Annotated in this window: 16 protein-coding genes and 1 pseudogene; 10 read left to right on the plus strand and 7 right to left on the minus strand. The window is 69.1% G+C overall.

The window, feature by feature from the left end; translation table 11 throughout:
- Position 1: 1 nt before the first annotated feature.
- Entirely contained in the window at positions 2–478 is a 477-nt protein-coding gene (locus ACZ49J_RS39045; RefSeq protein WP_467450664.1) for a MarR family winged helix-turn-helix transcriptional regulator, read from the minus strand.
- 100 nt (positions 479–578) lie between these two features.
- On the opposite strand from ACZ49J_RS39045, the pseudogene ACZ49J_RS39050 reads away from it, so the two are divergent.
- Positions 579–1,706: pseudogene (locus tag ACZ49J_RS39050) on the plus strand (epoxide hydrolase family protein).
- Positions 1,707–1,977: 271 nt separating this feature from the next.
- On the opposite strand, the gene ACZ49J_RS39055 reads toward ACZ49J_RS39050, so the two are convergent.
- Positions 1,978–2,205 (minus strand): hypothetical protein, encoded by a 228-nt coding sequence (locus ACZ49J_RS39055; protein WP_467450665.1) that lies wholly within the window; start codon positions 2,203–2,205, stop codon positions 1,978–1,980.
- Between the two features lie 435 nt (positions 2,206–2,640).
- Between ACZ49J_RS39055 and ACZ49J_RS39060 the strand changes: the two genes are divergently transcribed.
- The 3 genes from ACZ49J_RS39060 to ACZ49J_RS39070 are packed head-to-tail and all read left to right on the plus strand — an operon-like array spanning position 2,641 to position 5,753.
- Positions 2,641–4,017, plus strand: a complete 1,377-nt coding sequence (locus tag ACZ49J_RS39060; protein WP_467450666.1) for an extracellular solute-binding protein — start codon at positions 2,641–2,643, stop codon at positions 4,015–4,017.
- Complete coding sequence (locus ACZ49J_RS39065; RefSeq protein WP_467450668.1) at positions 4,014–4,907, plus strand: carbohydrate ABC transporter permease; 894 nt, start codon at positions 4,014–4,016, stop codon at positions 4,905–4,907. Before ACZ49J_RS39060 ends, ACZ49J_RS39065 begins: the two co-directional genes overlap by 4 nt.
- Before the next feature lie 6 nt (positions 4,908–4,913).
- Positions 4,914–5,753 carry a carbohydrate ABC transporter permease gene (locus ACZ49J_RS39070; RefSeq protein ID WP_467450669.1) on the plus strand — a complete coding sequence of 280 codons (840 nt, stop codon included), beginning with the start codon at positions 4,914–4,916 and terminating at the stop codon, positions 5,751–5,753.
- A 33-nt stretch (positions 5,754–5,786) separates the two neighbouring features.
- On the opposite strand, the gene ACZ49J_RS39075 is transcribed toward ACZ49J_RS39070, so the two are convergent.
- Entirely contained in the window at positions 5,787–6,254 is a 468-nt protein-coding gene (locus tag ACZ49J_RS39075) for a PPOX class F420-dependent oxidoreductase (RefSeq protein ID WP_467450670.1), read from the minus strand.
- Positions 6,255–6,472: 218 nt separating this feature from the next.
- Here ACZ49J_RS39075 and ACZ49J_RS39080 point away from each other — a divergent pair, with 218 nt between their 5' ends.
- From ACZ49J_RS39080 to ACZ49J_RS39090, 3 genes are all read left to right on the plus strand, one after another.
- Entirely contained in the window at positions 6,473–7,234 is a 762-nt protein-coding gene (locus tag ACZ49J_RS39080) for a helix-turn-helix domain-containing protein (RefSeq protein WP_467450672.1), read from the plus strand.
- Between the two features lie 622 nt (positions 7,235–7,856).
- On the plus strand, positions 7,857–12,686 hold the full coding sequence (locus tag ACZ49J_RS39085; RefSeq protein WP_467450674.1) for an RICIN domain-containing protein: 4,830 nt from the start codon (positions 7,857–7,859) through the stop codon (positions 12,684–12,686).
- A gap of 10 nt (positions 12,687–12,696) precedes the next feature.
- Positions 12,697–13,365: a hypothetical protein gene (locus tag ACZ49J_RS39090; protein WP_467450675.1), complete on the plus strand. Its 669-nt coding sequence runs from the start codon at positions 12,697–12,699 to the stop codon at positions 13,363–13,365.
- A gap of 529 nt (positions 13,366–13,894) precedes the next feature.
- Here the strand turns inward: ACZ49J_RS39090 and ACZ49J_RS39095 are convergent.
- Entirely contained in the window at positions 13,895–14,920 is a 1,026-nt protein-coding gene (locus ACZ49J_RS39095) for an ATP-dependent 6-phosphofructokinase (RefSeq protein ID WP_467450677.1), read from the minus strand.
- Positions 14,921–15,215: 295 nt separating this feature from the next.
- On the opposite strand from ACZ49J_RS39095, the gene pta reads away from it, so the two are divergent.
- The 3 genes from pta (at position 15,216) to pyk (ending at position 20,127) form a co-directional block, all read left to right on the plus strand.
- Positions 15,216–17,372 (plus strand): phosphate acetyltransferase, encoded by a 2,157-nt coding sequence (gene pta, locus ACZ49J_RS39100; RefSeq protein WP_467450679.1) that lies wholly within the window; start codon positions 15,216–15,218, stop codon positions 17,370–17,372.
- Complete coding sequence (locus ACZ49J_RS39105; protein WP_467450680.1) at positions 17,369–18,607, plus strand: acetate kinase; 1,239 nt, start codon at positions 17,369–17,371, stop codon at positions 18,605–18,607. Before pta ends, ACZ49J_RS39105 begins: the two co-directional genes overlap by 4 nt.
- Before the next feature lie 89 nt (positions 18,608–18,696).
- Complete coding sequence (gene pyk / locus ACZ49J_RS39110; protein WP_467450681.1) at positions 18,697–20,127, plus strand: pyruvate kinase; 1,431 nt, start codon at positions 18,697–18,699, stop codon at positions 20,125–20,127.
- A gap of 130 nt (positions 20,128–20,257) precedes the next feature.
- Here pyk and ACZ49J_RS39115 read toward each other — a convergent pair whose 3' ends face one another.
- From ACZ49J_RS39115 to ACZ49J_RS39125, 3 genes are all read right to left on the minus strand, one after another.
- Positions 20,258–21,607, minus strand: a complete 1,350-nt coding sequence (locus ACZ49J_RS39115) for a prolipoprotein diacylglyceryl transferase (protein ID WP_467450682.1) — start codon at positions 21,605–21,607, stop codon at positions 20,258–20,260.
- The gene (locus ACZ49J_RS39120) at positions 21,597–22,142 is read right to left on the minus strand and encodes a DUF6114 domain-containing protein (RefSeq protein ID WP_467450683.1); all 546 of its coding nucleotides are present in this window, start codon (positions 22,140–22,142) and stop codon (positions 21,597–21,599) included. Before ACZ49J_RS39120 ends, ACZ49J_RS39115 begins: the two co-directional genes overlap by 11 nt.
- A gap of 143 nt (positions 22,143–22,285) precedes the next feature.
- Complete coding sequence (locus ACZ49J_RS39125) at positions 22,286–22,933, minus strand: DUF6230 family protein (protein ID WP_467450684.1); 648 nt, start codon at positions 22,931–22,933, stop codon at positions 22,286–22,288.
- Positions 22,934–22,958 lie beyond the last annotated feature (25 nt).

Consider the following 22,958-nt stretch of genomic DNA (forward strand, 5'->3'; position numbering starts at 1 on the left):
ACTATTGCCCGTCGCGGGGGCGGAGGTGCGGGGGGCGGTGGTGCTCGGTCAGGGCAGTGAGCAGGCGGGTGAGTTCGTCCTGCTGGGCGGGGTTGAGGGGGGCCAGAAGTTCGCGCTGGGCGTCGGCGATGAGCGTATCGAGATGCTCCAGGCGGCGGCGGCCGGTGGGGGTGAGCGTGATGACGTTGCGGCGGCGGTCGGCGGGGTCGGGTTCGCGGCGAATGCACTGGGTCTCGGCAAGCTCGTTGAGGACGGCGACCATGTCGCTGCGGTAGACGCCGGTGCGGCGGCTGAGTTCGGCCTGGCTGGCGGCGCCGGACTCGGCGAGCGCGACCAGCACGGCGAAGTGCCACTTGTGAGCGCCTTCCGCGGCCAGGCGCTCGCTGACGAGCCGGTCGGCGACGACCGCGGCCCCGGCGAGCAGGCGGCTGGGGATGGCGCGCAGCCGGGCCGGGGTGGGTTCGGAAGTCGGGCTCATGGGGAGATCCTCCGCCTCTTGCGTTAGTGACACTAACAGTTTAACTTCATTAGTGCCACGAACGTTTGGGTGCCGAACGAATACCCCTGGAGTGAAGACCATGATCAAGCCGTTCCGCATCGACATCCCCCAGGCCGACCTCGACGATCTGACCGACCGCCTCTCCCGCACCCGTTGGCCCAACGAGGTCGCCGGCGCCGGATGGGACTACGGCTTCCCGCTGGCGCGGCTGAAGGAGCTTGCCGAGTACTGGCGCACCGGCTACGACTGGCGTGCACATGAGGCCGAGCTCAACGAGCTTCCACACTTCACCACCGAGATCGACGGCCAGAACATCCATTTCATCCACGTCCGGTCTGCGAAGCCGGACGCGCTCGCACTGATCCTCACCCACGGCTGGCCCGGTTCGTTCCTGTAGTTCCTCGACGTGATCGAGCCGCTGTCGCGCGACTTCCACCTGGTGATCCCGTCCATCCCCGGCTACGGCTTCTCCGGACCGACCCACGAGCGCGGCTGGGACGCCGTCCGGATCGCGCGGGCCTGGGCCGACTTGATGCGCCGGCTCGGATACCAGCGCTACGGCGCGCAGGGTGGCGACTTCGGCGCCGGCATATCGACGGCCCTCGGCGCCGTGGCACCCGAGCAGGTCGTCGGGGTGCACGTCAACTATCTGCCGACCCGGCCGGACCCGGACGCCGGCATCGAGTTGTCCGAGACGGATGAAGCCCGGCTGGACAAAGTCAGGCAGCTGATGGCGAACCGTCCGCCGTACCAGGCCCTGCAGGCCCTCACCCCGCAGACCATCGGATACGCGCTGACCGACTCGCCGGTCGGCCAGCTGGCCTGGATCGCCGAGCGCTTCGCGCAGTGGACCGACCCGCGCACGCCGGTCAGCGACGATCGGATGCTCACCGACATCTCGCTGTACTGGCTGACCGCCACTGCGGCTTCCTCGGCGCGCCTGCACCACGATGCTCCCCGCGGGCGGAGCGCGCCCTGTCCGGTGCCGCTCGGCGTGGCGGTGTTCGCACACGACATCACGCAGTCGGTGCGGCCGCTGGCCGAGCGGTTGTACGACATCAGGCACTGGTCGGAGTTCGACCGTGGCGGCCACTTCGCCGCGATGGAGGTCCCGGAGCTGCTCGCCGAGGACGTCCGGGACTTCTTCCTCACCCGCATCAAGCACGACCAGCAGGCGCCACCCGCTGAGAGGCACGGCCAGCCGTGAACTGCCCGACGACAAGCCCCCTGCCAGCTCTCGATACGCGCCCAAACCCCCACCTCACCCCACCCCCGCATACCCCCGAGCCCCCACCCAAGGCACCACCGCCCACATCCGAGCCCCGCCCCCCGGGCTCCCCCGCCTCACCGAACCTCCACTCCCCGCCACACGCCCGCACCACACACCCAGCACCCGCAACGCCGCCCCCTCCGCGCATCGCAGGCCGCGACCAGCCGCGGGTGCTCGTGCCGCCGATGCCCGTCGTAGAGCACCACCCTCAGCGCCCCTCCCGATAGCGCAGCGACAGGTACACCTCTTCTCCCGGCGTGAACCGGCAGGCACAGGCGGTGAGTTCCCCCACCACCTGCACCACCGCATCCGTCATGTCCCCCAGCCCGTGCCCGTGAAGCACGGCCCGCGTCGCGACCCGCGCGATCCACGAGCCGGCCGGTCCGGCAGGCAGGGTGAGGCTGTAGGTGAGCGTGTCGGGCGAGAGTGGCGCCACGTCCGCCTTCCCGGCGAAGAGACGTCCGCCTCCCCGGCGAAGACAGGACAGGTGGAGACGACTCCGAGCGCGGACACGGGCATGAGCAACTCCCTTGTTGACTATGGACCTTCGGTGACGCGCCGACGCCCCAAGCGGTGGTGGCCTGTCTCCCTGGCACGGGCCCACCCCTCCCAGGTGCAGACTGACCCCCACCGACCATGGAGAAAGGGCATCGATGCCAACACGGCCCGCGCCGACGGAACGTCACCCGCGAAGCGCTCCGCACCCTCATCCATGACATCAAGTCCGGCAAGGCCGACCACCTCCTCTAGTCCCTCCCTGAGCCCTCCTCCAGGCGAATCCGCCGCAGACGCATTGACCTGACTAGACCACTCAACCTACGGTCACCGGGCAGCCACCCCGCGCCACAACGAAGTGCGTCCGCAGGAGGTCATGCCCGTGCGCCCCACCGCCGCCCTCCCCCCACTCCTCGCCGTCACACTCCTCGCCGCAGGCACCCTCACCGCCTGCGGCAGCGGCTCCGGAAGTGACCCCGACACGGTGAAGGTGTCGTTCAAGCAGTCCACGGACAACTCCGTCCGTGTCATGGACACCTTCCTCGCCGGCGTCAAGAAGCAGTTCGAGAAGGCACATCCGGGCAAGAAGGTGGAGCTCGTCCCCATCAAGGCCCCGGACTCGGAGTACTACACCAAGGTCCAGCAGATGCTCCGCTCTCCGAAGACGGCTCCTGACCTGGTCTACGAGGACACCTTCCTCATCAACTCCGACATCACCAGCGGCTATCTCAAACCCCTCGACCCGTACCTGGCCAAGTGGAAGGACTGGGACCGGTTCATCGACTCCGCCAAGGCGGCGGCCAGGGCGGAGGACGGCAGGACGTACGGCGTCCCGGACGGCACCGACACCCGCGGCCTCTGGTTCGACAAGGACATCTTCGAGAAGGCCGGGCTGCCCTCCGACTGGCAGCCGAAGACCTGGGACGACGTCCTGACCGCCGCCCGCACCGTCAAGCGGAAGGTCCCCGGCGTCACACCGCTGAACGTCTACACCGGCAAACCGGCGGGTGAGGCCGCGACCATGCAGGGCTTCGAGATGCTGTTGTACGGGACGGGCGACGGGACGTCCGACCCGCTGTACGACAAGGCGGCCAAGAAGTGGGTCGCCGGGAGCCAGGGCTTCAAGGACGCCCTGGCGTTCGTGGAGACCGTCTACAAGGAGAAGCTCGGCCCGGACGTCTCCGTCGCCCTCGACCCGAACATCCAGACCATCGTCCGCGGCGACCTCCTGCCGAAGGGCAAGCTGGCCATCGACCTCGACGGCTCCTGGCTCCCGCAGGACTGGCAGAAGGGCGCCGGGCACGAGTGGCCCACCTGGTCCGAGGAGCTGGGCCTTGCGTACATGCCGACGCAGAACGGCCAGTCCCCCGGCAAGGTGAGCATGTCCGGCGGCTGGACCTGGGCGATCCCGGCCAAGGCGGCCAACCCCGACCTGGCCTTCGAGTTCATCAAGACGATGCAGACGAAGGACAACGCCCAGAAGTGGTACATCGCCAACTCGGGCATCGCCGTACGCGAGGACGTCGCCGAGGATCCGGAGTACGTCAGGGCGCAGCCCGGCATCGAGTTCTTCACCGACCTGGTCCCCAGCACCCACTACCGGCCCGCGTATCCGGCGTATCCGAAGGTCTCGACGGCGATCCAGGAGGCGATGGAGGGCGTGACGACCGGTGACGTGTCGGTCGAGGAGGCGGCGAGCGGCTACGACGACACCCTGAAGTCGGTCACGAACGGCCAAGTGATCGAGAGGTGAGCCACCAGGAAGTCCGGCAGGCCCCGCGGCCCGTTCTCCGGGGCCTCACCCGCGCCCTGCCCGTCACACCCGCCCTCGTCCTCCTGGTCCTCTTCCTCGCGGGCCCGATCGTCTACTGCGCGTACATCGCCTTCACCGACCTCCAGCTCACCGGCCAGGCCCGGGAGTCGTTCGTCGGCTTCGACAACTTCCGTACCGCGTTCGAGGACGACGCGTTCCTCAACGCCGTGTGGCTGACGCTGGTGTTCACGGTGCTGAGCTCGCTCGTCGGGCAGAACACGCTGGGGCTGGCGCTGGCGTCGCTGATGCGGCGGGCGTCGAAGCCGGTCCGTACGCTCGTGGGCGGGATCGTGATCACGGCGTGGGTGCTGCCGGAGGTCGTCGCCGGTTTCCTCCTGTACGCCTTCTTCCGCCGTGAGGGCACCCTGAACGCGATCCTTCAGTGGCTCCATCTGCCGTCGCAGAACTGGCTGTTCACGCTGCCGATCCTCGCGGTGTCGTTCGCGAACGTCTGGCGGGGCACGGCCTTCTCCATGCTGGTGTACTCGGCCGCCCTGAACGAGATCCCGAAGGAGATCACCGAGGCGGCCGAGGTCGACGGCGCGGGCGGCTGGCGCCGGCTGTGGCACATCACGCTGCCGATGATCCGGCGTTCCATCGGCACGAACCTGATGCTCAACACCCTGCAGACGCTGTCCGTGTTCGGCCTGATCTGGGTGATGACCCGCGGGGGCCCCGGCGACAGGAGCCAGACGCTCCCCCTGTTCATGTACGAACAGGCCTTCCAGAACAGCATGATCGGCTACGGCACGGCCGTGGCCCTCCTGCTGCTCCTCATCGGGTCCCTCTTCTCGGTCGTCTACCTGCGCCTGCTGCGGACGGAGGTCTGAGCCGCCATGCCCCGCACTCCGAGCAGCCGCCGCAGGGCCCACCGGCTGGCCGCCGACGCGGGTCTCCTCGCCGTGGCCGCGGCCTTCGCCCTGCCGCTGGCCTGGGTGGTCCTGTCCGCCCTGGACCCGGACGCCGACCTGAGGGTGAAGGTGCCCGGCGGCCTGACCCTGGACAACTTCGGCGCCGTCCTGACCCCGGACATCACCTTCACCCCGCTGCTCAACAGCCTGGTCCTGTGCGGTGGCGGCACCCTCCTGACGGTGGTGTGCGCGGCCCTGGCGGCCTATCCGCTCTCCCGCTTCCGCTCCCGCCTCAACCGGCCGTTCCTGCTCACCATCCTCTTCGCGACGAGTCTGCCGATCACCGCGATCATGGTCCCGGTGTACGCGCTGTTCGTGCGGGTGAACCTCATCGACACCGTTCAGGGCACGATCTTCTTCTTCGCAGCCTCACAACTGCCGTTCGCCATCTGGCTGATGAAGAACTTCATGGACGGCGTCCCGAGGGAACTGGAGGAGGCCGCCTGGACGGACGGCGCCTCGTCGCCGCAGTCCCTGGTCCGGATCGTGCTGCCCCTGATGGGTCCGGGCGTGGCCGTGGTGACCGTGTTCTGCTTCGTCATGATGTGGGGCAACTTCTTCGTGCCCTTCATGTTGCTCCTGACGCCCGACCAGATGCCCGCCGCCGTGAGCATCAACGAGTTCTTCGGCAACCGCGGGATGGTGGTGTACGGGCAGCTGGCGGCGTTCTCGGTGATCTACTCGACGCCGGTGCTGGTGCTGTACGTGCTGGTGGCACGACGGCTCGGCGGCGGGTTCGCGCTGGGCGGGGCGGTCAAGGGGTGAGCCGGGTGGTGAGACGGTGAGCCGGGGGACGTGTCAGGGAGCGGGCGGCGTGTCCGGCAGGACCCCCGCCCGGAACGGCTCCACGCCCACGACCCGGCGCACCCGTGTCGGTTCGATGAGGATCATCAGGCGCTCCTCCCCGGGGAGGAGCCACGGGTACCGGTCCTCACCGATGTACTTCTTCGTGAGCCGGTCCATGGCCCGCAGTGCCTCCTCGCCCGTCACGAACCGCACGGCCCGTCCCCGTATCTCCGCCCGGTCGTAGGGGTTCTCAGCGTCGTGGTGGGAGAGGGACACGTGCGGGTTGCGCCGCAGGTTGTCCTCCTTGACGCGGCCCACGGACGTGTTGACCATGACGTACCCGTCCTCGATGTCGGCCCACATCGGCGACACCTGGGGCGCCCCCTCGGCGTCCACGGTCGCCAGATGCCAGAAGTTGGGGGCGAGCAGCCGCTCCCGGATGTGCCCGTCCAGCTTGTCCCTGCCGTCGGCCTCGGTCATGTGGTCAGTGCCTTCCAGCCGTTGCTTGATCGTGCACCGCCATCCTGGACCGGTGGGTTGTCCCCGGGCCAGACGGCCTCGGCAGACTCTCGGGCCCCAAGGGCCCCACGAAGCTCCCGGAGTCCGGCGTTCCGCGCTGCGGCCAAAGGTTTCCGCGGTCCGTGAGTGTGGCCGAACAGACCGTAGTCACCGCAGCCCCACGCCCCTACGGTGGCCGCGTGCACCGACCACGAGCACGAGCCCAGCACCCCGCGCAGCCCTCGCACCGGTCACAGGCCGCGCAGCCCCTGCCCCCCACCCCGCCCTTCAACTCCGCGGCCGCCCGGGAACTCCGTGCCGGGCTCGGCATGGAGCCCGAGCACGTGGCGTACGGGATGCGCTCCTCGTACGGACTCCCCCACGTCACCCCCGACATGGTCATCGACTGGGAACGCGGCGCCTCCGCCCCCACCGGCGCCGAACTCACCGCTCTCGCGGGCGTGTTGTGGTGCTCCGTGGGCGACCTCGCCGACAGGCCCCGCACGTTGCGCGAGTACCGCCTCGCCCGGGGTCTCGCGGCCGAGGACGTCGCCCGCGGCGTCGGCCTGGAATTCCTCGCGTACCTGCGCATGGAGGAGACCGACCGGTGGCGCGGCACCGGTCGTCAGTCCGCCGCCCTCATCGAGCTGCTCGGCCTCTCGCTGGAGGACCTCGTCACCGTCTCGGGGAGGAACGGGAAACTGGCCGAGCTGCTCCGGAGCGCCGTGACCACGCGCTGGCAGGCCTACGTGCGCCCGGCGGCCAAGCTGCTGCCCCTGGACCGGCGGCACCTCGCGGACGTGCTCCGCCAGCTGCACCTCGCGTACCAGGGAATGCCGGCGGCCTCACTCACCTGGGCCGGCGGCACGTCCGCGTCCGACGCCCACGAGGCCGGCCGCGACTTCCTGGACCACATCGTCGACCGCTTCTGGTCGACGGTGGAGAGCACCGGCCCGTACTGAGCCGGGCAGCCGGGCCCGTGGTGTGACGGTCAGCTCCCGGTACACGGGCCCCGCCAGCTGGTCCAGAACGCAGCGGGCGACGGGCGACTTAAAGTCAACTTTGATCCGGCAATCGCGCCAACTTGACGGGCTCTTCACGTTTATCACACAGATAACCCCGAGCTTGAGCACGGAAGTTGTCCAGGCCGAGATCCGTGAGCCTCGGCTGGCACGTTTGCGCCAGTCAACTCAGACATCAAAATCTGACTTGTCCTGTCCCGTTCATGTGCACGTATGGTGATCCTCGCGACGGGCGGCTTCTGACCACTCCGCCATCGCGCGTGTCAACCGGCGGCCGGGGGAACGGTGTCGCCACGGGGAGAGGTTGTTCGTCCTGCCGCGATTCCGGCACTTCACGCATGCTGTTTCGGCCTGCTCCGCCCGTTGCTCCGGTCTCCGTACCGAGACGACGGCCTGACCTCACCTGTCGCTTCCGCCTCTTCGGACGGTCGCTCCCGCCTGCCTTCCTTTGCGATGAAGGGATGCTCTGTTGCGCCCCAGACCAGGGTTCTTCAGCTCCAGAACCAGTACCAGACCAAGAAAATCCGGGTTCCTCGCTCCCGTCGTCACGTCCGTCGTGGCCGTGTCCGTGCTGAGCGGTCTGGCTGTCCAGCCGGACGTGCTGCAGTTGACCGCAGCGAAGGCCGCAGCGGCGAACGACTCGTACGACTGGAACGAGGACACGGCTGCCGAGCAGTTGCGGCAGGACCAGTGCCTGATGGCCGAAGTGCTGCGCCTGGGCGGGCCGTCGATGGCCACGACCGCGCAGGACGGTCTCAACCAGACTCCGGCGAAGCTGCGTGAGCTGGCCAACCGGGAGAATGGGGAGAACACCCCGCTTTCCGCGGCGTACCAGAAGGACAAGGACGCGGCGAGCAAGGAGCTGAACGCCCTGGACGCGCTGCGGGACGGGTGGAAGAAACCTCTCGATGGGCTGACCACCCCGGCCGGCTTCACTGAGACCGGCTTCCACTGGCCTCCGGGAACAGCAAATGACGGCAAGGACGACTTCTATGGCCAGACCGGCCTGACGAAGTGGACCGCGGAGCGGTTCTGGAAGGACGAGGGCGACTTCTACGAGGACTCCACCCCGAGAGCTGATGCGGCGACGGTCAAGGCGGTCAAGGACCTCGGCACCCCGCTGTACGGCCAGGACCCGGATCCGAGTCTGCCCAATGACGAGTGGAATCGTGCGCTCGCCGAGCGGGACGCCTTCAAGCACCTGTCCAACTGGTCGCTGGAGCCCACCGGCGCGGACGACGCCCGTCTCTTCCTCGCCTCCGGTGGCTTCCCCCGTACGGCCCCGCAGCCGGGCACTGCGGAGTACCGCATCGCGGTCGAGGACCTGAAGAGCCGGTTCGCGGCGTGTGCGTGGCGGGATCCGATCGACCCGAGCAAGGTGCTGGGCGACATCTCCTCCACCGCCGCCACCGAGTGGCAACAGGAGGTCTCCTCGCAGGCCGCGCAGCGCAACCAGATCCTGGGCGCGAACAAGGACGCCACCACGGCGCTGGCCGCGGGGGCGAAGGCGCTCGGCGACATGCTGGGCCACTCCTGGACGGCTGATCACCTCACGCGCTGGCAGGACTACTGGTCCGCCGGCGGGGTCGGCTACGTCGGGGACGCTCCGGCGGTGATCGAGGTGCCGGGCGCGTCGGGCAAGTGCCTGGACATCCCCGGTGGGGCGAAGACCAACGGCTCGCCGGTGCAGATCTACACCTGCAACGGCAAGGCACAGCAGCAGTGGGAGGTCTATGGCGACGACAAGGGTCTGCACCTGCGGAACGTCAACTCCCTGAAGTGCCTTGATGTGTCGGGGACCAGTGCGGAGAACGGCACGAAGATCCAGATCTGGACGTGCAACAGTTCCCCGGCGCAGACGTGGGAGTACAACCTGCGCGCCACCACGGCCCTGAAGAACACCGCCACGGACAAGTGCCTGGACCTGGCCAACTTCACGAACAGCACTGACGGGCGGCTGTGGACGTGCTCCGGCGGCAACTCGCAGAAGTTCAGCATCAAGCCGTCCGGACACACCGGGACGGTTCCGCCGAAGGCACAGTTCGACAAGGCCAAGGCTGGTGTCACGGCCGCTCAGGCGGCGGCGAAGAAGCAGCTCGCTGTGCTGAAGGCCCAGCTGGCGGCAGCGCAGAAGGCCGTCACCACGTCCGACACTGCCGAGCAGGCCGCCTACACGATCGCTGACCAGGCGGGGGCTCCGCGCGGTCGTGGTCTGCTGGTGGGTCAGCAGAAGGCGCAGGTCACCAAGGGTGCGGTGGCTGCGCTGACGGCCATGGTGAAGGCCGGTGAGACCGCTGAGGCGGCCACCCGTGCCGCGGCCGCGGACAGTGAGACGATCACGCAGCGTGCGCTGGCCCAGGCCGCGCAGGCGAAGGCGGAGTTCCGTAAGAAGGCCGCTGAGGCGGCCGAGTTGCAGGCGAAGGCCGCGGCGGATGCGGCGAAGGTGCACCGCGACAACGCCAAGAAGGACAAGGAGACCGCTGAGGCCAAGCTCGCCGTCGCCTTGAAGGCGGAGGGTGACGCGAAGGCGGCTGCGGCCGACGCGCACGCCAAGCGGCTGGCCGCGGAAGCCGAAGAGAAGACCGCGAAGAAGGAGAAGGAGACCGCCGAGGCCAAGCAGGCCCAGGCAGCCCGGCACAAGGAGACCGCGCAGGCCGAGGCGGCCAACGCGAAGGACGCCAAGGAGAAGGCCGAAGCCGCCGAGGCCACCGCGGTCGAGAAGAAGAATGGCGCCGTCAAAGCCCGGGACAAGGCCCGCGAACTGCGCGACGACGCGTGGGACGCCAAACAGAAGGCCGACGCCAAGCGTGCCAAGGCGGACGCGAAGGAGGCGTACGCCCAGGCCCACGAGTCCGACAGCAACGCCCAGGAGTCCAGGGCTGCTGCCGACGAGGCGGACAAGCACGCGGACGACGCCGAAGCGGCCGCCGGCCGGGCCCGTTCCGCAGCTGACGCGGCGACGAAGGCGGCGGCGGACGCGGACGCCGCGGCCACGCGTGCCGAGGCCGCCGCCAAGCGCGCCCGCGCCCACGCCGACGACGCCCAGGCGGCGAAGCTGAAGGCGGACGCGGCGGTGAAGACCGCAACGGCCGCCGTGGCGGACGCCATCAAGGCCGCGGCCCACGCCGCCGCCGAGGCGGAGACGGCCGTCGAACTGGCCGATGAGGCTGAGAAGCACGCCAAGACCGCCAAGACCCAGGCCGACCAGGCGAACAAGGAGGCCGCCAAGGCCCTTGTGGCCTCGGCGAAGGCGGCGGGCTACGCCCATGTCACCGCGCAGGCCGCCGTGGACGCCGGCAACGCCGCCGCACAGGTCGCGAAGCCGGCCAACGACGCCATCCAGCTCGGCTCCCCCTACATCACCACCGACTCGGCCGCCGGCCTGGTCGTGCTGACCGGGCAGGCGTCGAAGACGATCGCCGAGCAGCAGAAGGCCGTCGCCGACGCCCACGCCAAGAACGCGAAGGAGGAGGCCGCCGCGGCCAAGGCCCTCGCCGAGCAGGCGAAGGGTGACACCAAGGCCGCCTACCAGCACGCCGCCAACGCCCGCGGACACGCGGCGGACGCCCGTGGCTACGCCAAGGAGGCCCTCGGCTACGCCGCCGACGCCGCCAAGGCCGCGTCCCAGGCCAGCCAGTCACTGACCCGCTCGATCGAGTACCAGCGCCAGGCCACCGAGGACGCAGCCGCCGCCGACAAGGCCGCCGGCCGGGCCGAGGGCTACGCCAAGGACGCCCGCGACTCCGCCGACCAGGCCGCCCTCGACGCCGCATCCGCACGCGCGGCAGCGGACGAGGCCGAGCAGGCCGCCAAGGACGCCCGCGCGGCAGCCGACCGCGCCGACGCCGCCGCCACCGAGGCCGAGGAAGCCGCCAAGGACGCCCAGAAGTACGCGGAGTCGGCGCAGCAGGCGGCCGAAGAGGCCGAGCGGAACGAAGCGAACAAGCAGGTCTCGACTGGCGCGGGTACCGGAGTCGGCGGCACGTGGTATGTCGTCGACGAGGAAAGCATCGAGATCACTGACGCCAAGCAGCACGATCCCTGCGTCATCGAGCCCGGCTTCGAGGGCTGCACCACCACGTTCACGGTCACCTTCAGCGCGGTGGTCGACTTCTTCCTCTGCGTCAACCCTGAGGCAACGGCCGGCGCCGACGGCTGTCCGAAGGCGGACACGCTGCTCATCGAGAGCAAGCGCATCCCCGGTCTGAAGAAGGACGTCACCCGGTACTTCTCCAAGTGGGAGCTCATTCAGGAGACCCTCACCTACAAGATCATCAAGGCGGTCCTGGTCCAGGACTTCGTCGACTGCTGGCACGGCAGCGTCAGCGGCTGCGCCTGGGCCGCGAGCAACTTCATCCCCGGCAAGGCGTTCGGCAAGGTCTTCGATGGGATCCGGGCTCTGGATGCCGCCATGAAGACAGGCATCGGGGTCCGTGACGCGTTCAGGGCCCTCAAGACGCTCGACCTGGCCCCCGGGACCATTGCCAAGATCGAAAGCTTCGTCAACGCCCACGAAGAGTTCTACACCGCCTGCGCCCGTAACAGCTTCCCCGGCACAACCCAGGTGCTGATGGCGGACGGCTCACACCGGCCCATCAGCCAGGTGGGCGTGGGAGACCTCGTCAAGGCCACGGATCCGGCTTCCGGCCAGTTGCGGGCCCGGCAGGTCACCGACACCTTCAAACACGACACCCAGCGACTGGTGGACATCACCGTTGCCGATGGGGGGAGGCTGTCCAGCACCGCCGGCCACAAGTTCTACGTGGTGGACCGCGGGTGGACGCTCGTCTCGGACCTGCGCGTCGGTGATCTCCTGCGCACCCCGGAGGGCTCCGTCCGCTCGGTGACCGCCCTCCACGACCGCTCGGGTCTGGCTCCGCGCACGGTCTACGACCTCACGGTAGACGACCTGCACACGTTCTTCGTGCTGGCGGGCGCCACTCCGGTCCTTGTCCACAACTGCAAGGTGGCGTTGGGGTGGCAGAACAATGGGAAGCTCGACGAGTGGGCCAAGCTGCCCGAGAACAAGTTCGAGACCTTCTCCAACGTGGCCCCGAAGGACTTCGCCTCGGTCGCGAGATTCGCCATCGCCGACCCGAAAGTGGTGCTGCACGTCAACATGACGGGACTGAACGGACACGGAGGCTTCATGGCCGCTGCCGAGCGTGGCCTGAGGGCCGGTGAGGAAGGATTCGCCACGGACTACGAGATGTCATTGATCGCGAGAGCTGTCGCCAACGGTCAACGCCCGTGGAGTTCGATCAAGTTCTACTCTCCGTCGGGTCCAGATGGAGCCATGCGACTGGATCCCCCGACAGATATGCCGGATCTTTCGGTACTGGGGAAACTTGACCCAGTGAAGGGTATGAGCATCGGACGCTGTCACTGCTGAGGAATCGATCATGGATACCCATCGGAAAGACCTCTACCCGGACGTGACAGCTTCAGGTGGCCTTGCAGCAGCCATGAAAGAGGCAGCGAAGCTGCGTGGATGCGACATCGGGCTGCCGCCCTGGGCCTCCGACGTCATCAGTATCGAGACGGCAAGGGGTCTCGTGTCGGTCGACGCTGCGGCCGAGGAGCGTCTGTTCCGGGTGGGTGTCATCGTTCCCGGGATCACCGAGTTCACCTGGGCGATCGGCTCAACTGACGATCTTGGGTCGCTCGTGGAGGCGGTCGCCGCATGGCGGGAAGGTATGCCGCTCGACGAATTGGCGTCGAGATTCGCGTTCCTGGAGCTTGATGAATTCACCAGGGCGCTCGAAGTCGGAGAGCCCACCTCTTCGCAGTGGTCCGGCCTTCTGTCGTCCGACTTCCACCGGAGGCAGTGGAACCTTCTGCGTCGCCTCCATGCGGATGAGGTGCTGCGGAACATGTTCCCGACGATCACGCACGGCGCCGTTCGCCTGCGGGTGGATCCGCTGCACGGAACGAGCCGTCAGGTTCTGGTGCATGAGCTGGACGGAGAGCGTTGCGAGGTCATGCGCGTCGGGGTGCCCGGGGCCTCCTGGGCCGAGGTGCCGACCGGTGATCTGATCGCCTACCTGCGAGCTGCCTTGAACGAACAGTGATCTGGGCAGATCGGAGAAGTCGCTGCGAGCAGTTCACGCAGGCGCTCGGCTGGGATTCCCAGCCGAGCGCTTTGCGCGGGCGGCTGTTCAGCTCGGCGACCACGGCCTACAAGTGGTCGGGGCCGTGGACGGACAGGTCGGTCATGGACCTCCGTTCCACCGGCCACACTGCTCCGCCTCGATGCCGGAAACTGTCAGCGCGGGGAGAACGCCGACAGACGCAGCCCATCCGGCAGGACCAGGTACACGTCCTGCCGCCCCTTCGCCGCACCGGAGGGTCACCCTCTGGTACGCGTACGGCGACGACGTACCGCCGAAGCGCGCCGTACCGACGAGCCTGCCGTCGGGCGAGCCCAGGCGGATCTCCACCTCACCGGCGGCCCCGGGATCCGGGTGCTGAACCCAGAGGCGCCCGAGCTGGAGCTCCTGCTGAACAGTGATCTCGGTCGACACGGTTCCAGCAGGAGCTCCGTCTCTGCTTCAGACGGCTTGACACATCAGCCCCGCCGCCAACTACACGGCGTTGGGTCTAGAACACCGACTCCGCCTCGTCCATCCGGTCCTTCGGGACCGTCTTCAGCTCGGTCACGGCCTCCGCGAGCGGCACCATCAGGATGTCGGTGCCGCGCAGCGCGGTCATCATGCCGAACTCGCCGCGGTGCGCGGCCTCCACGGCGTGCCAGCCGAAGCGGGTGGCGAGGACGCGGTCGTACGCGGTCGGCGTGCCGCCGCGCTGGACGTGGCCCAGGATGACCGGCTTGGCCTCCTTGCCGAGCCGCCGCTCCAGCTCGTACGCGAGGGCCGTGCCGATGCCCTGGAAGCGCTCGTGGCCGAACTGGTCGATCTCGCCCTTGCCGTAGTCCATGGTGCCCTCGGCGGGGTGCGCGCCCTCGGCGACGCAGACGACCGCGAACTTCTTCCCCCGGGCGAAGCGCTCCTCGACCATCTTGACCAGATCGCCCGGGTCGAAGGGCCGCTCGGGCAGGCAGATGCCGTGGGCGCCGGCGGCCATGCCGGACTCCAGGGCGATCCAGCCCGCGTGCCGGCCCATGACCTCGACGACCATCACCCGCTGGTGGGACTCGGCCGTCGTCTTCAGGCGGTCCATGGCCTCGGTGGCGACGCCGACGGCCGTGTCGAAGCCGAAGGTGCGGTCCGTGGAGGAGATGTCGTTGTCGATGGTCTTCGGGACGCCGACCACCGGCAGGCCCGCGTCGCTGAGCATCCGCGCCGCCGTCAGCGTGCCCTCGCCGCCGATCGGGATCAGGGCGTCGATGCCGAACTCGTGGATCATGTCGGAGGCGTTCTCGCAGGCCTCGCGCAGGCGGTCGCGCTCCAGGCGGGACGAGCCGAGGATGGTGCCGCCGCGGGCGAGGATGCCGCTGACCGCGTTCAGGTCGAGGCCGACGTAGCGGCCGTCCAGCAGGCCGGCGTAACCGTCCTCGAAGCCGATGACCTCGTCGTCGTAGTGGTCCACGGCTCGGTGCACGACCGACCGGATCACTGCGTTCAGACCCGGGCAGTCGCCGCCTGCGGTGAGAACTCCGATACGCATCGTGCTGTGTCTCCTGCTCGGTGCCGGGTAGGTGCTCGCTACTGGTGCGCGGTGGTACTGGTGAGTCCATCCGATTGTTCCACGGCTCCCGGGGCGCTGGGGACCGCGTCCCTCCCGCCCCGTTCGGCCGGTACGGTCCGGTGGCCCCGCCCCCACGCTGACGGGCGCCTTAACCAGCCTCAGAGGTATTGTCAAGAGGGTTCTGCCCGCCACGGTTGGGTGATCTTCGCGCGACGCGAAACGCGTGACGAGGCACTGCCGAAGACCCCCCTGAAGACGGAACGGAGATTGACGCGTGACGCGCAGCGTGTACGTGACCGGGATCGACCGCGGCGACGGCCGCCAGGTGGTGGAACTGGGGGTGATGGAGCTCCTGACCCGCCAGGTCGACCGGGTGGGGGTCTTCCGCCCTCTCGTCCACCACACCCCCGACCGGCTCTTCGAGCTGTTGCGCTCCCGCTACCGCCTCACGCAGGATCCGGCCACCGTGTACGGCATGGACTACCAGGAGGCGTCCGCCCTGCAGGCCGAGCGGGGCACCGACGAACTGGTGTCCACGCTCGTCGACCGCTTCCACCGGGTCGCCCGCGACTACGACATGGTCCTCGTCCTCGGTACCGACTTCGCCGACACCCAGTTCCCGGACGAGCTGTCCCTGAACGCACGGCTTGCGAACGAGTTCGGCGCCTCCGTGATCCCGGTGGTCGGCGGGCGGGGGCAGACCGCGGAGTCCGTGCTGGCCGAGACGCGCAACGCCCACCGGGCGTACGAGGGACTCGGCTGCGATGTCGTGGCCATGGTCACCAACCGGGTGACCGCGGCCGACCGCCTGGAGATCCAGGTGGGGCTCACGTCCCGTCTGGACGTGCCGGCCTACGTCCTGCCGGACGAGCCCGCGCTGTCCGCGCCGACCGTCGCGCAGATCACCCACGCGCTGGGCGGCACGGTGCTCCTCGGGGACGACTCCGGGCTGGCCCGCGACGCGCTGGACTTCGTGTTCGGCGGCGCCATGCTGCCGAACTTCCTCAACGCCCTGACCCCCGGCTGTCTGGTGGTCACCCCCGGCGACCGCGCGGACCTGGTCGTCGGCGCGCTGGCCGCCCACAGCGCGGGCACCCCGCCGATAGCCGGTGTGCTGCTCACGCTGAACGAGCGGCCCAGCGAGGAGGTCCTCACCCTCGCCGCCCGGCTGGCGCCCGGCACCCCGGTGGTCGCGGTCAAGAGCGGCTCCTTCGACACCGCCTCCGAACTGTTCGCGATCGAGGGCAAGTTGAGCGCGGTCACGCCCCGCAAGGCGGAGACCGCGCTCGGTCTGTTCGAGCGGCACGTGGACACCACCGAGCTGGCCGGGCGGGTCTCCGCGCCCAGCAGCGACCGGGTCACGCCGATGATGTTCGAGCACAAGCTGCTGGAGCGGGCCCGCTCCGACAAGCGGCGCGTCGTGCTGCCCGAGGGCACCGAGGAGCGCGTGCTGCACGCGGCCGAGGTGCTGCTGCGCCGGGGTGTGTGCGAGCTGACGCTGCTCGGGCCGGGGGACCTGATCCGCAAGAAGGCCGCCGACCTGGGCATCGACCTCGGCGGCTCGCAGATCGTCGACCCGCGGACGTCCGAGCTGCGGGAGGGCTTCGCCGAGCAGTACGCCCTGCTGCGCGCCCACAAGGGCGTCACCGTGGAGCATGCGTACGACATCGTCTCGGACGTCAACTACTTCGGCACCCTCATGGTCCAGGAGGGCCTCGCCGACGGCATGGTCTCCGGGTCGGTGCACTCCACGGCCGCGACGATCCGCCCGGCGTTCGAGATCATCAAGACGAAGGGGGCCGCGCGAAGCGCGTCAGGTAGGGCGGTGGCGGGAGACGGGCGGGCCAAGCCGGACGCGTCGATCGTCTCGTCCGTGTTCTTCATGTGCCTCGCCGACAAGGTGCTGGTGTACGGCGACTGCGCGGTCAACCCCGACCCGAACGCCGAGCAGCTCGCCGACATCGCCATCCAGTCGGCCACCACGGCCGAGCAGTTCGGTGTCGAGCCGCGGATCGCGATGCTGTCGTACTCGACGGGCACCTCCGGCTCCGGCGCCGACGTCGACAAGGTGCGCCAGGCCACGGAACTCGTCCGCTCCCGGCGGCCCGACCTGAGGATCGAGGGCCCGATCCAGTACGACGCGGCCGTGGAGCCGACGGTCGCGGCCACCAAGCTGCCGGACTCCGAGGTCGCCGGCCAGGCCAGCGTGCTGACCTTCCCGGACCTCAACACCGGCAACAACACCTACAAGGCCGTCCAGCGCTCCGCCGGCGCCATCGCCGTCGGCCCGGTCCTCCAAGGCCTGCGCAAGCCCGTCAACGACCTGTCTCGCGGCGCACTCGTCCAGGACATCGTCAACACCGTCGCCATCACCGCGATCCAGGCCCAGGCCCCCGCCCCGTCCTCCAGCGAGAAGGCAGCCGCACTGTGAGCTCCACGCGTGTTCTCGTCCTCAACTCCGGCTCGTCGTCGGTGAAGTACCAGCTGCTCGACATGCGCGACAACAGCCGGCTGGCCGTGGGGCTCGTCGAGCGCATCGGCGAGGAGACCTCGCGGCTGAAGCACACGCCGCTCCACGACGGCGGTGAGAGCCGTGAGTCGACCGGGCCGATCCCCGACCACGAGGCCGCGTTGCAGGCGGTCTCGGAGGAGCTCACCAAGGACGGGCTGGGGCTCGACTCACCCGAGCTGGCCGCGATCGGGCATCGCGTGGTGCACGGCGGGAGGTCCTTCACCGAGCCGACGGTGATCGACGACGCCGTGCTCGCGGAGATCGAGCGCCTGATCCCCGTGGCGCCGCTGCACAACCCGGCCAACCTCACGGGCATACGGACGGCTCGGGCGCTGCGGCCGGACCTGCCCCAGGTCGCCGTCTTCGACACCGCGTTCCACACGACGATGCCCGAGTCGGCGGCGCGCTACGCGATCGACGTGAAGACCGCGGACGAGTACCGCGTCCGCCGGTACGGCTTCCACGGCACCTCGCACGCGTACGTCTCCCGCGCCACCGCCGAACTCCTCGGCAGGGCGCCGCAGGACGTGAACGTGATCGTGCTGCACCTCGGCAACGGCGCCTCGGCGTCCGCTGTCGAGAAGGGCCGGTGCGTGGACACCTCCATGGGGCTGACGCCTTTGGAGGGCCTCGTGATGGGTACGCGGTCCGGTGACCTGGACCCGGCCGTCATCTTCCATTTGGCGCGCGTTGGCGGGCTGTCCACGGACGAGATCGACACTCTCCTCAACAAGAGGAGCGGTCTGGTCGGTCTGTGCGGGGACAACGACATGCGTGAGATCCGCCGCCGTGTCGACGAGGGTGACGAACAGGCCCAGCTGGCCTTCGACATCTACATCCACCGGCTGAAGAAGTACATCGGCGCCTACTACGCGGTCCTGGGCCGGGTGGACGCGGTCGCGTTCACGGCCGGGGTCGGCGAGAACGCGGCCCCGGTGCGCGAGGCGGCGATCGCGGGCCTGGAGGAGCTGGGCCTCGCGGTGGACGCCGATCTGAACGCCGTACGGAGCGGCGAGCCGCGCCTGATCTCGCCCGCGGGCTCGCGGGTCGCGGTCGCGGTCGTCCCCACCGACGAGGAGCTGGAGATCGCCACACAGACCTTCGCACTGGTCGTGCACGGAAGTGAGACGGTGAGCGGGCGGGCCGGCGAGTGAGCCGCGCCACACCTGAGCGCATACCCGCCCATTTGTATCTTCCGCCAGACGGAATATTCCGTAGCGAAACAAACCGATAGGATCGTCCCATGCGCCGTTCGAAAATCGTCTGTACTCTCGGCCCCGCGGTCGACTCCCATGACAAGCTCGTCGCCCTGATCGAGGCGGGCATGAACGTGGCCCGCTTCAACTTCAGCCACGGCTCGCACGAAGAGCACCAGGGCCGGTACGACCGTGTCCGGGCCGCCTCCGAGGAGACCGGCAGGGCCATCGGCGTCCTCGCCGACCTGCAGGGCCCGAAGATCCGCCTGGAGACCTTCGCGGAGGGTCCCGTCGAGCTGGTGCGCGGTGACGAGTTCACCATCACCACCGAGGACGTGCCGGGCGACAAGACCATCTGCGGGACGACGTACAAGGGCCTGCCGGGCGACGTCGCCAAGGGCGACCAGATCCTCATCAACGACGGCAACGTCGAGCTGCGGGTCGTCGAGGTCGACGGCTCCCGGGTGAAGACGGTCGTCATCGAGGGCGGTGTGATCTCCGACCACAAGGGCATCAACCTGCCCGGCGCCGCCGTGAACGTGCCGGCCCTGTCCGAGAAGGACGTCGAGGACCTGCGGTTCGCGCTCCGGATGGGCTGCGACCTGGTGGCGCTGTCGTTCGTGCGCGACGCGAACGACGTGCAGGACGTCCACAAGGTGATGGACGAGGTGGGCCGCCGCGTCCCCGTCATCGCCAAGGTGGAGAAGCCGCAGGCCGTGGACAACATGGAGGACGTCGTGATGGCGTTCGACGGCGTCATGGTCGCGCGCGGCGACCTCGCCGTCGAGTACCCGCTGGAGCGGGTCCCCATGGTGCAGAAGCGCCTCATCGAACTGTGCCGCCGCAACGCCAAGCCGGTGATCGTGGCGACCCAGATGATGGAGTCGATGATCACCAACTCCCGCCCCACGCGCGCCGAGGCGTCCGACGTCGCGAACGCGATCCTGGACGGCGCCGACGCGGTGATGCTGTCCGCCGAGTCGTCCGTGGGCGCGTACCCGATCGAGACCGTGCGGACGATGTCGAAGATCGTCGCCGCGGCCGAGGAGGAGCTGCTCTCCAAGGGCCTGCAGCCGCTGGTGCCCGGCAAGAAGCCGCGTACGCAGGGTGGTTCGGTCGCCCGTGCCGCGTGCGAGATCGCCGACTTCCTCGGCGGCAAGGGCCTGGTGGCGTTCACCAAGTCCGGTGACACGGCCCGCCGGCTGTCCCGCTACCGCGCGGCCCAGCCGATCACCGCGTTCACCACGGACGAGTCGACCCGCAACCAGCTCACCCTCAGCTGGGGAGTGGACTCGCACGTCGTGCCGTTCGTGAACAGCACGGACGAGATGGTCGACATGGTCGACCACGAGATGATCAGGATCAACAAGTTCCACCAGGGCGACATCGTGATCATCACCGCGGGCTCGCCCCCCGGCGTCCCCGGCACCACCAACATGGTCCGGGTCCACCACCTGGGCGGCGGCGACCGCGACTGACCCCGTACGGGACGCCCCCAGGAGGCCCTGAGGGCGCCCGGCAACGGCGCTGTAGGACGACGAGGGCGCCCTCTGCGCGGCAGAGGGCGCCCTCGTCGTGTGCGGCTCCCGAACGGGCCTTGGAGGCTTCTCAGTCGGTGGTGTACTGGTGCATCCCGGGAACGGTCAGCGTCCCGCCGAACTGGGCGGCCTGAGTGACCTTCACGTTGGTGAAGTAGATCAGCGGGATGTTCAGCGGCGGCGGGTGCTCCGGGTCGAACGTGACCGGGATCAGACCGAGCAGGTTGCCGGAGATGCGCTCCGTGTACATGACCGTCTTGCCGTCACGGATGGTGGACGTGGTGCCCTTGCCCCCCTGCACGTGGTAGGTCTTGCCGGCCTGCTTGTCCTTGACGATCTGGTGCAGGTCACCGATGTCGGAGCCGTCGGAGATGACGTACTTCAGGACCTTCTTGACCGACCCGTTGGCCGTCTTCACCTTGACGATGCCCTGGTAGTCGGCGCCCTTCAGCAGCAGCGAACTGGCCTCCAGGTACCAGGGGTCGTCGGCGAGCGCCGGAATGCCGGTCTCGACACCGCCCTCCTCGTCCGTGGCGGTCGGGCAGTCCTCCGGGTCCGTGGTGGAGCTCTCGGACGGGCTGGGGGTCGCGGTGGCCTCGCCGGCCGCCTCCGCCGCCTTGTCCGTGGTGTCCTCGGCCGCCTTGGAGGCCGCGTCGGTCACGTCCTTGGCCGTGTCCTCGACGGAGTTCTTGGTGTCCTCGGCGGTGTCCGTGACCTTCTTCTCGGCCTCCTCGACCGTGTCGGAGGCGTCCTCGCCGGCCGAGGCGGACGGGGACGGGGTCGCCGTGGCGTCCGCGGACTCCTGGTCGTCGGGCGTGAAGACGTCCTTGATGGTGTCGCCGATGGTGTCGAGCAGGTTGCCGCTGCTCTCGGACGGCGAAGGGCTCGCCGTGGAGGCCTCGTCCTCGGAGGACTCGGCCGGCGCGCTCGTGGACGGGGACGGCGCGGGCTCGGTCGTGTCGTCGGAACCTGAATCCGACGAAGAGTCCCCGCCCGAAGTCCCGCTGCCCGAGGAGCCGTCGGAGCCCTGCTCGTCCTTGTTGTCCGACGTGCCGCCCGAGGTGTCGCCGGACGCGTCGTCGGACTTGTCCTCCGGCGCGGACTCGCTCGCCGAGGCGGAGGGCGTGGGCGACGCCTCCTTGTCCTTCTCGGCGGCCTTCAGCGCGTCGACGCAGTCCTTGTAGTCGTCCGCCTCGGCCGCCAGGCTCTTCGCCGACGGCTTGTCGTCGGCCCTGGCGAGTGTCGACGTGAACCCCATCCCCATGAGGACGGCCGTCGGCATCGCCGCCACGGCTATCGCCTTGCCCGCGGGCACCTGGATGCGGGTGAGAAGGGGCTTCTTGGGCGCCGCGTGCCGCGGTCCGGATCTCGCGCGGGACTCTCCCACCGCAGTCCCGCGGGTCTCCTCGTCAGCCGGCACTGTGCCTCCCGTTCGTCCCGTTCGGGGTGGTACCTGACAGATCGTCGAACTCGCCGCCCGCCCCGTTCGCGGCCCCCGCCGCCGCCGGCTGCGGGGCTCCGGCGGTGTCCTGCGGGGCGGCCGCGACCGGCCCCTCCTCCTTGCCGGGCACCCAGGAGACGGCCATCGCACCGCCGATCAGGGCGAGCAGGAAGCCGATCACGAAGCCACCGAGGTTGGAGACCGGGATGGACACCAGCGCCAGGAGGATCGCCGCGACACCCGCGAAGGTCCGTACGTGCCGCTGGAACCAGAGGCTGACCCCGAGAACCACGAGCAGCACGCCGATGATGAGAGACCCCGCGCCTCCCGTCGTGGCCATGGCCAGCGTCAGGTGACCGATCTGCAGGTTCGCGTACGGGAAGTACATGATCGGGAAGCCGCTGAGCAGGACGAACAGCCCCGCCCAGAACGGACGAGTGCCTCGCCAGGCGCTAAATCGCCGCCGAAAGACGCGGAGATAGTGCTCGTTCTGCCCCGTTGACTCGGCGCTCATGGACAACAGCTCCCTGGAACGGCGTTGCTGTGATTCACGTACGGGAAGCGCGGGGGGCGCGCTTCACGCACGGAGAGGTTACGTACTTGTGAGAGGACGGGCGGGCGAAGAAGCCAAGACCCCCTCACCCGCCCGGTGAGCGCCTAGTAGCACTCGGCGTCCATGCCCTTGTGCAGCGACATCTTCAAGTTGCTGAGCTTGAAGGTTCCGGCGGTGGTCGCCCACGCCGTCTGCTTGACGCCGGTCAGCTTGGCCGATTCGGCCTGCTGCGAGAACCCGTACGGGTTGGCCTGCTCCTTGCCGCCCTTCATGCCCGGGCCGGGGCCGTTCTTGAGGTCGCCGGCCGCCACGCCGATGTTGATGTCCTTGAACGTGGCGTCGGTGGTGCTCAGGTCCTCTACGTCGATGTAGAGGTTGCTGGCCTCGACCTTCTTGGCACCCGTACCGGCGGTCAGCCTGAGGGTGACGGTGCCGACGAGCGGGATGTTCGGTGTGACCACGGACTGGCACATGTTGGTGATCTCCGCGTTCTTGAACGCGGAGACGGCCACCGGGTGCGCCGTCTTCTCACCCTTGAGGGTGTAGCCCTCGTCGATGGCCCCGTACTGAGAGAAGCCCGTGCCCTCGAGTTGATCCGCCGTCACCTTGAACGACTGCCCCGACACGCTGAAAGAAGCGGCCAGAGCGCCCTGCGCGAGGGCGACACCTATCGCTGCTGTCGCGGCGACGCTGGGCACCATGACCACAGCGAACCGCTTCCATCTGGTCCCGCCACGCACCTGGGACTCCATATTTCCTCCTTCTCGGACGTACATC

Source organism: Streptomyces sp. NPDC030840, from assembly GCF_055572015.1.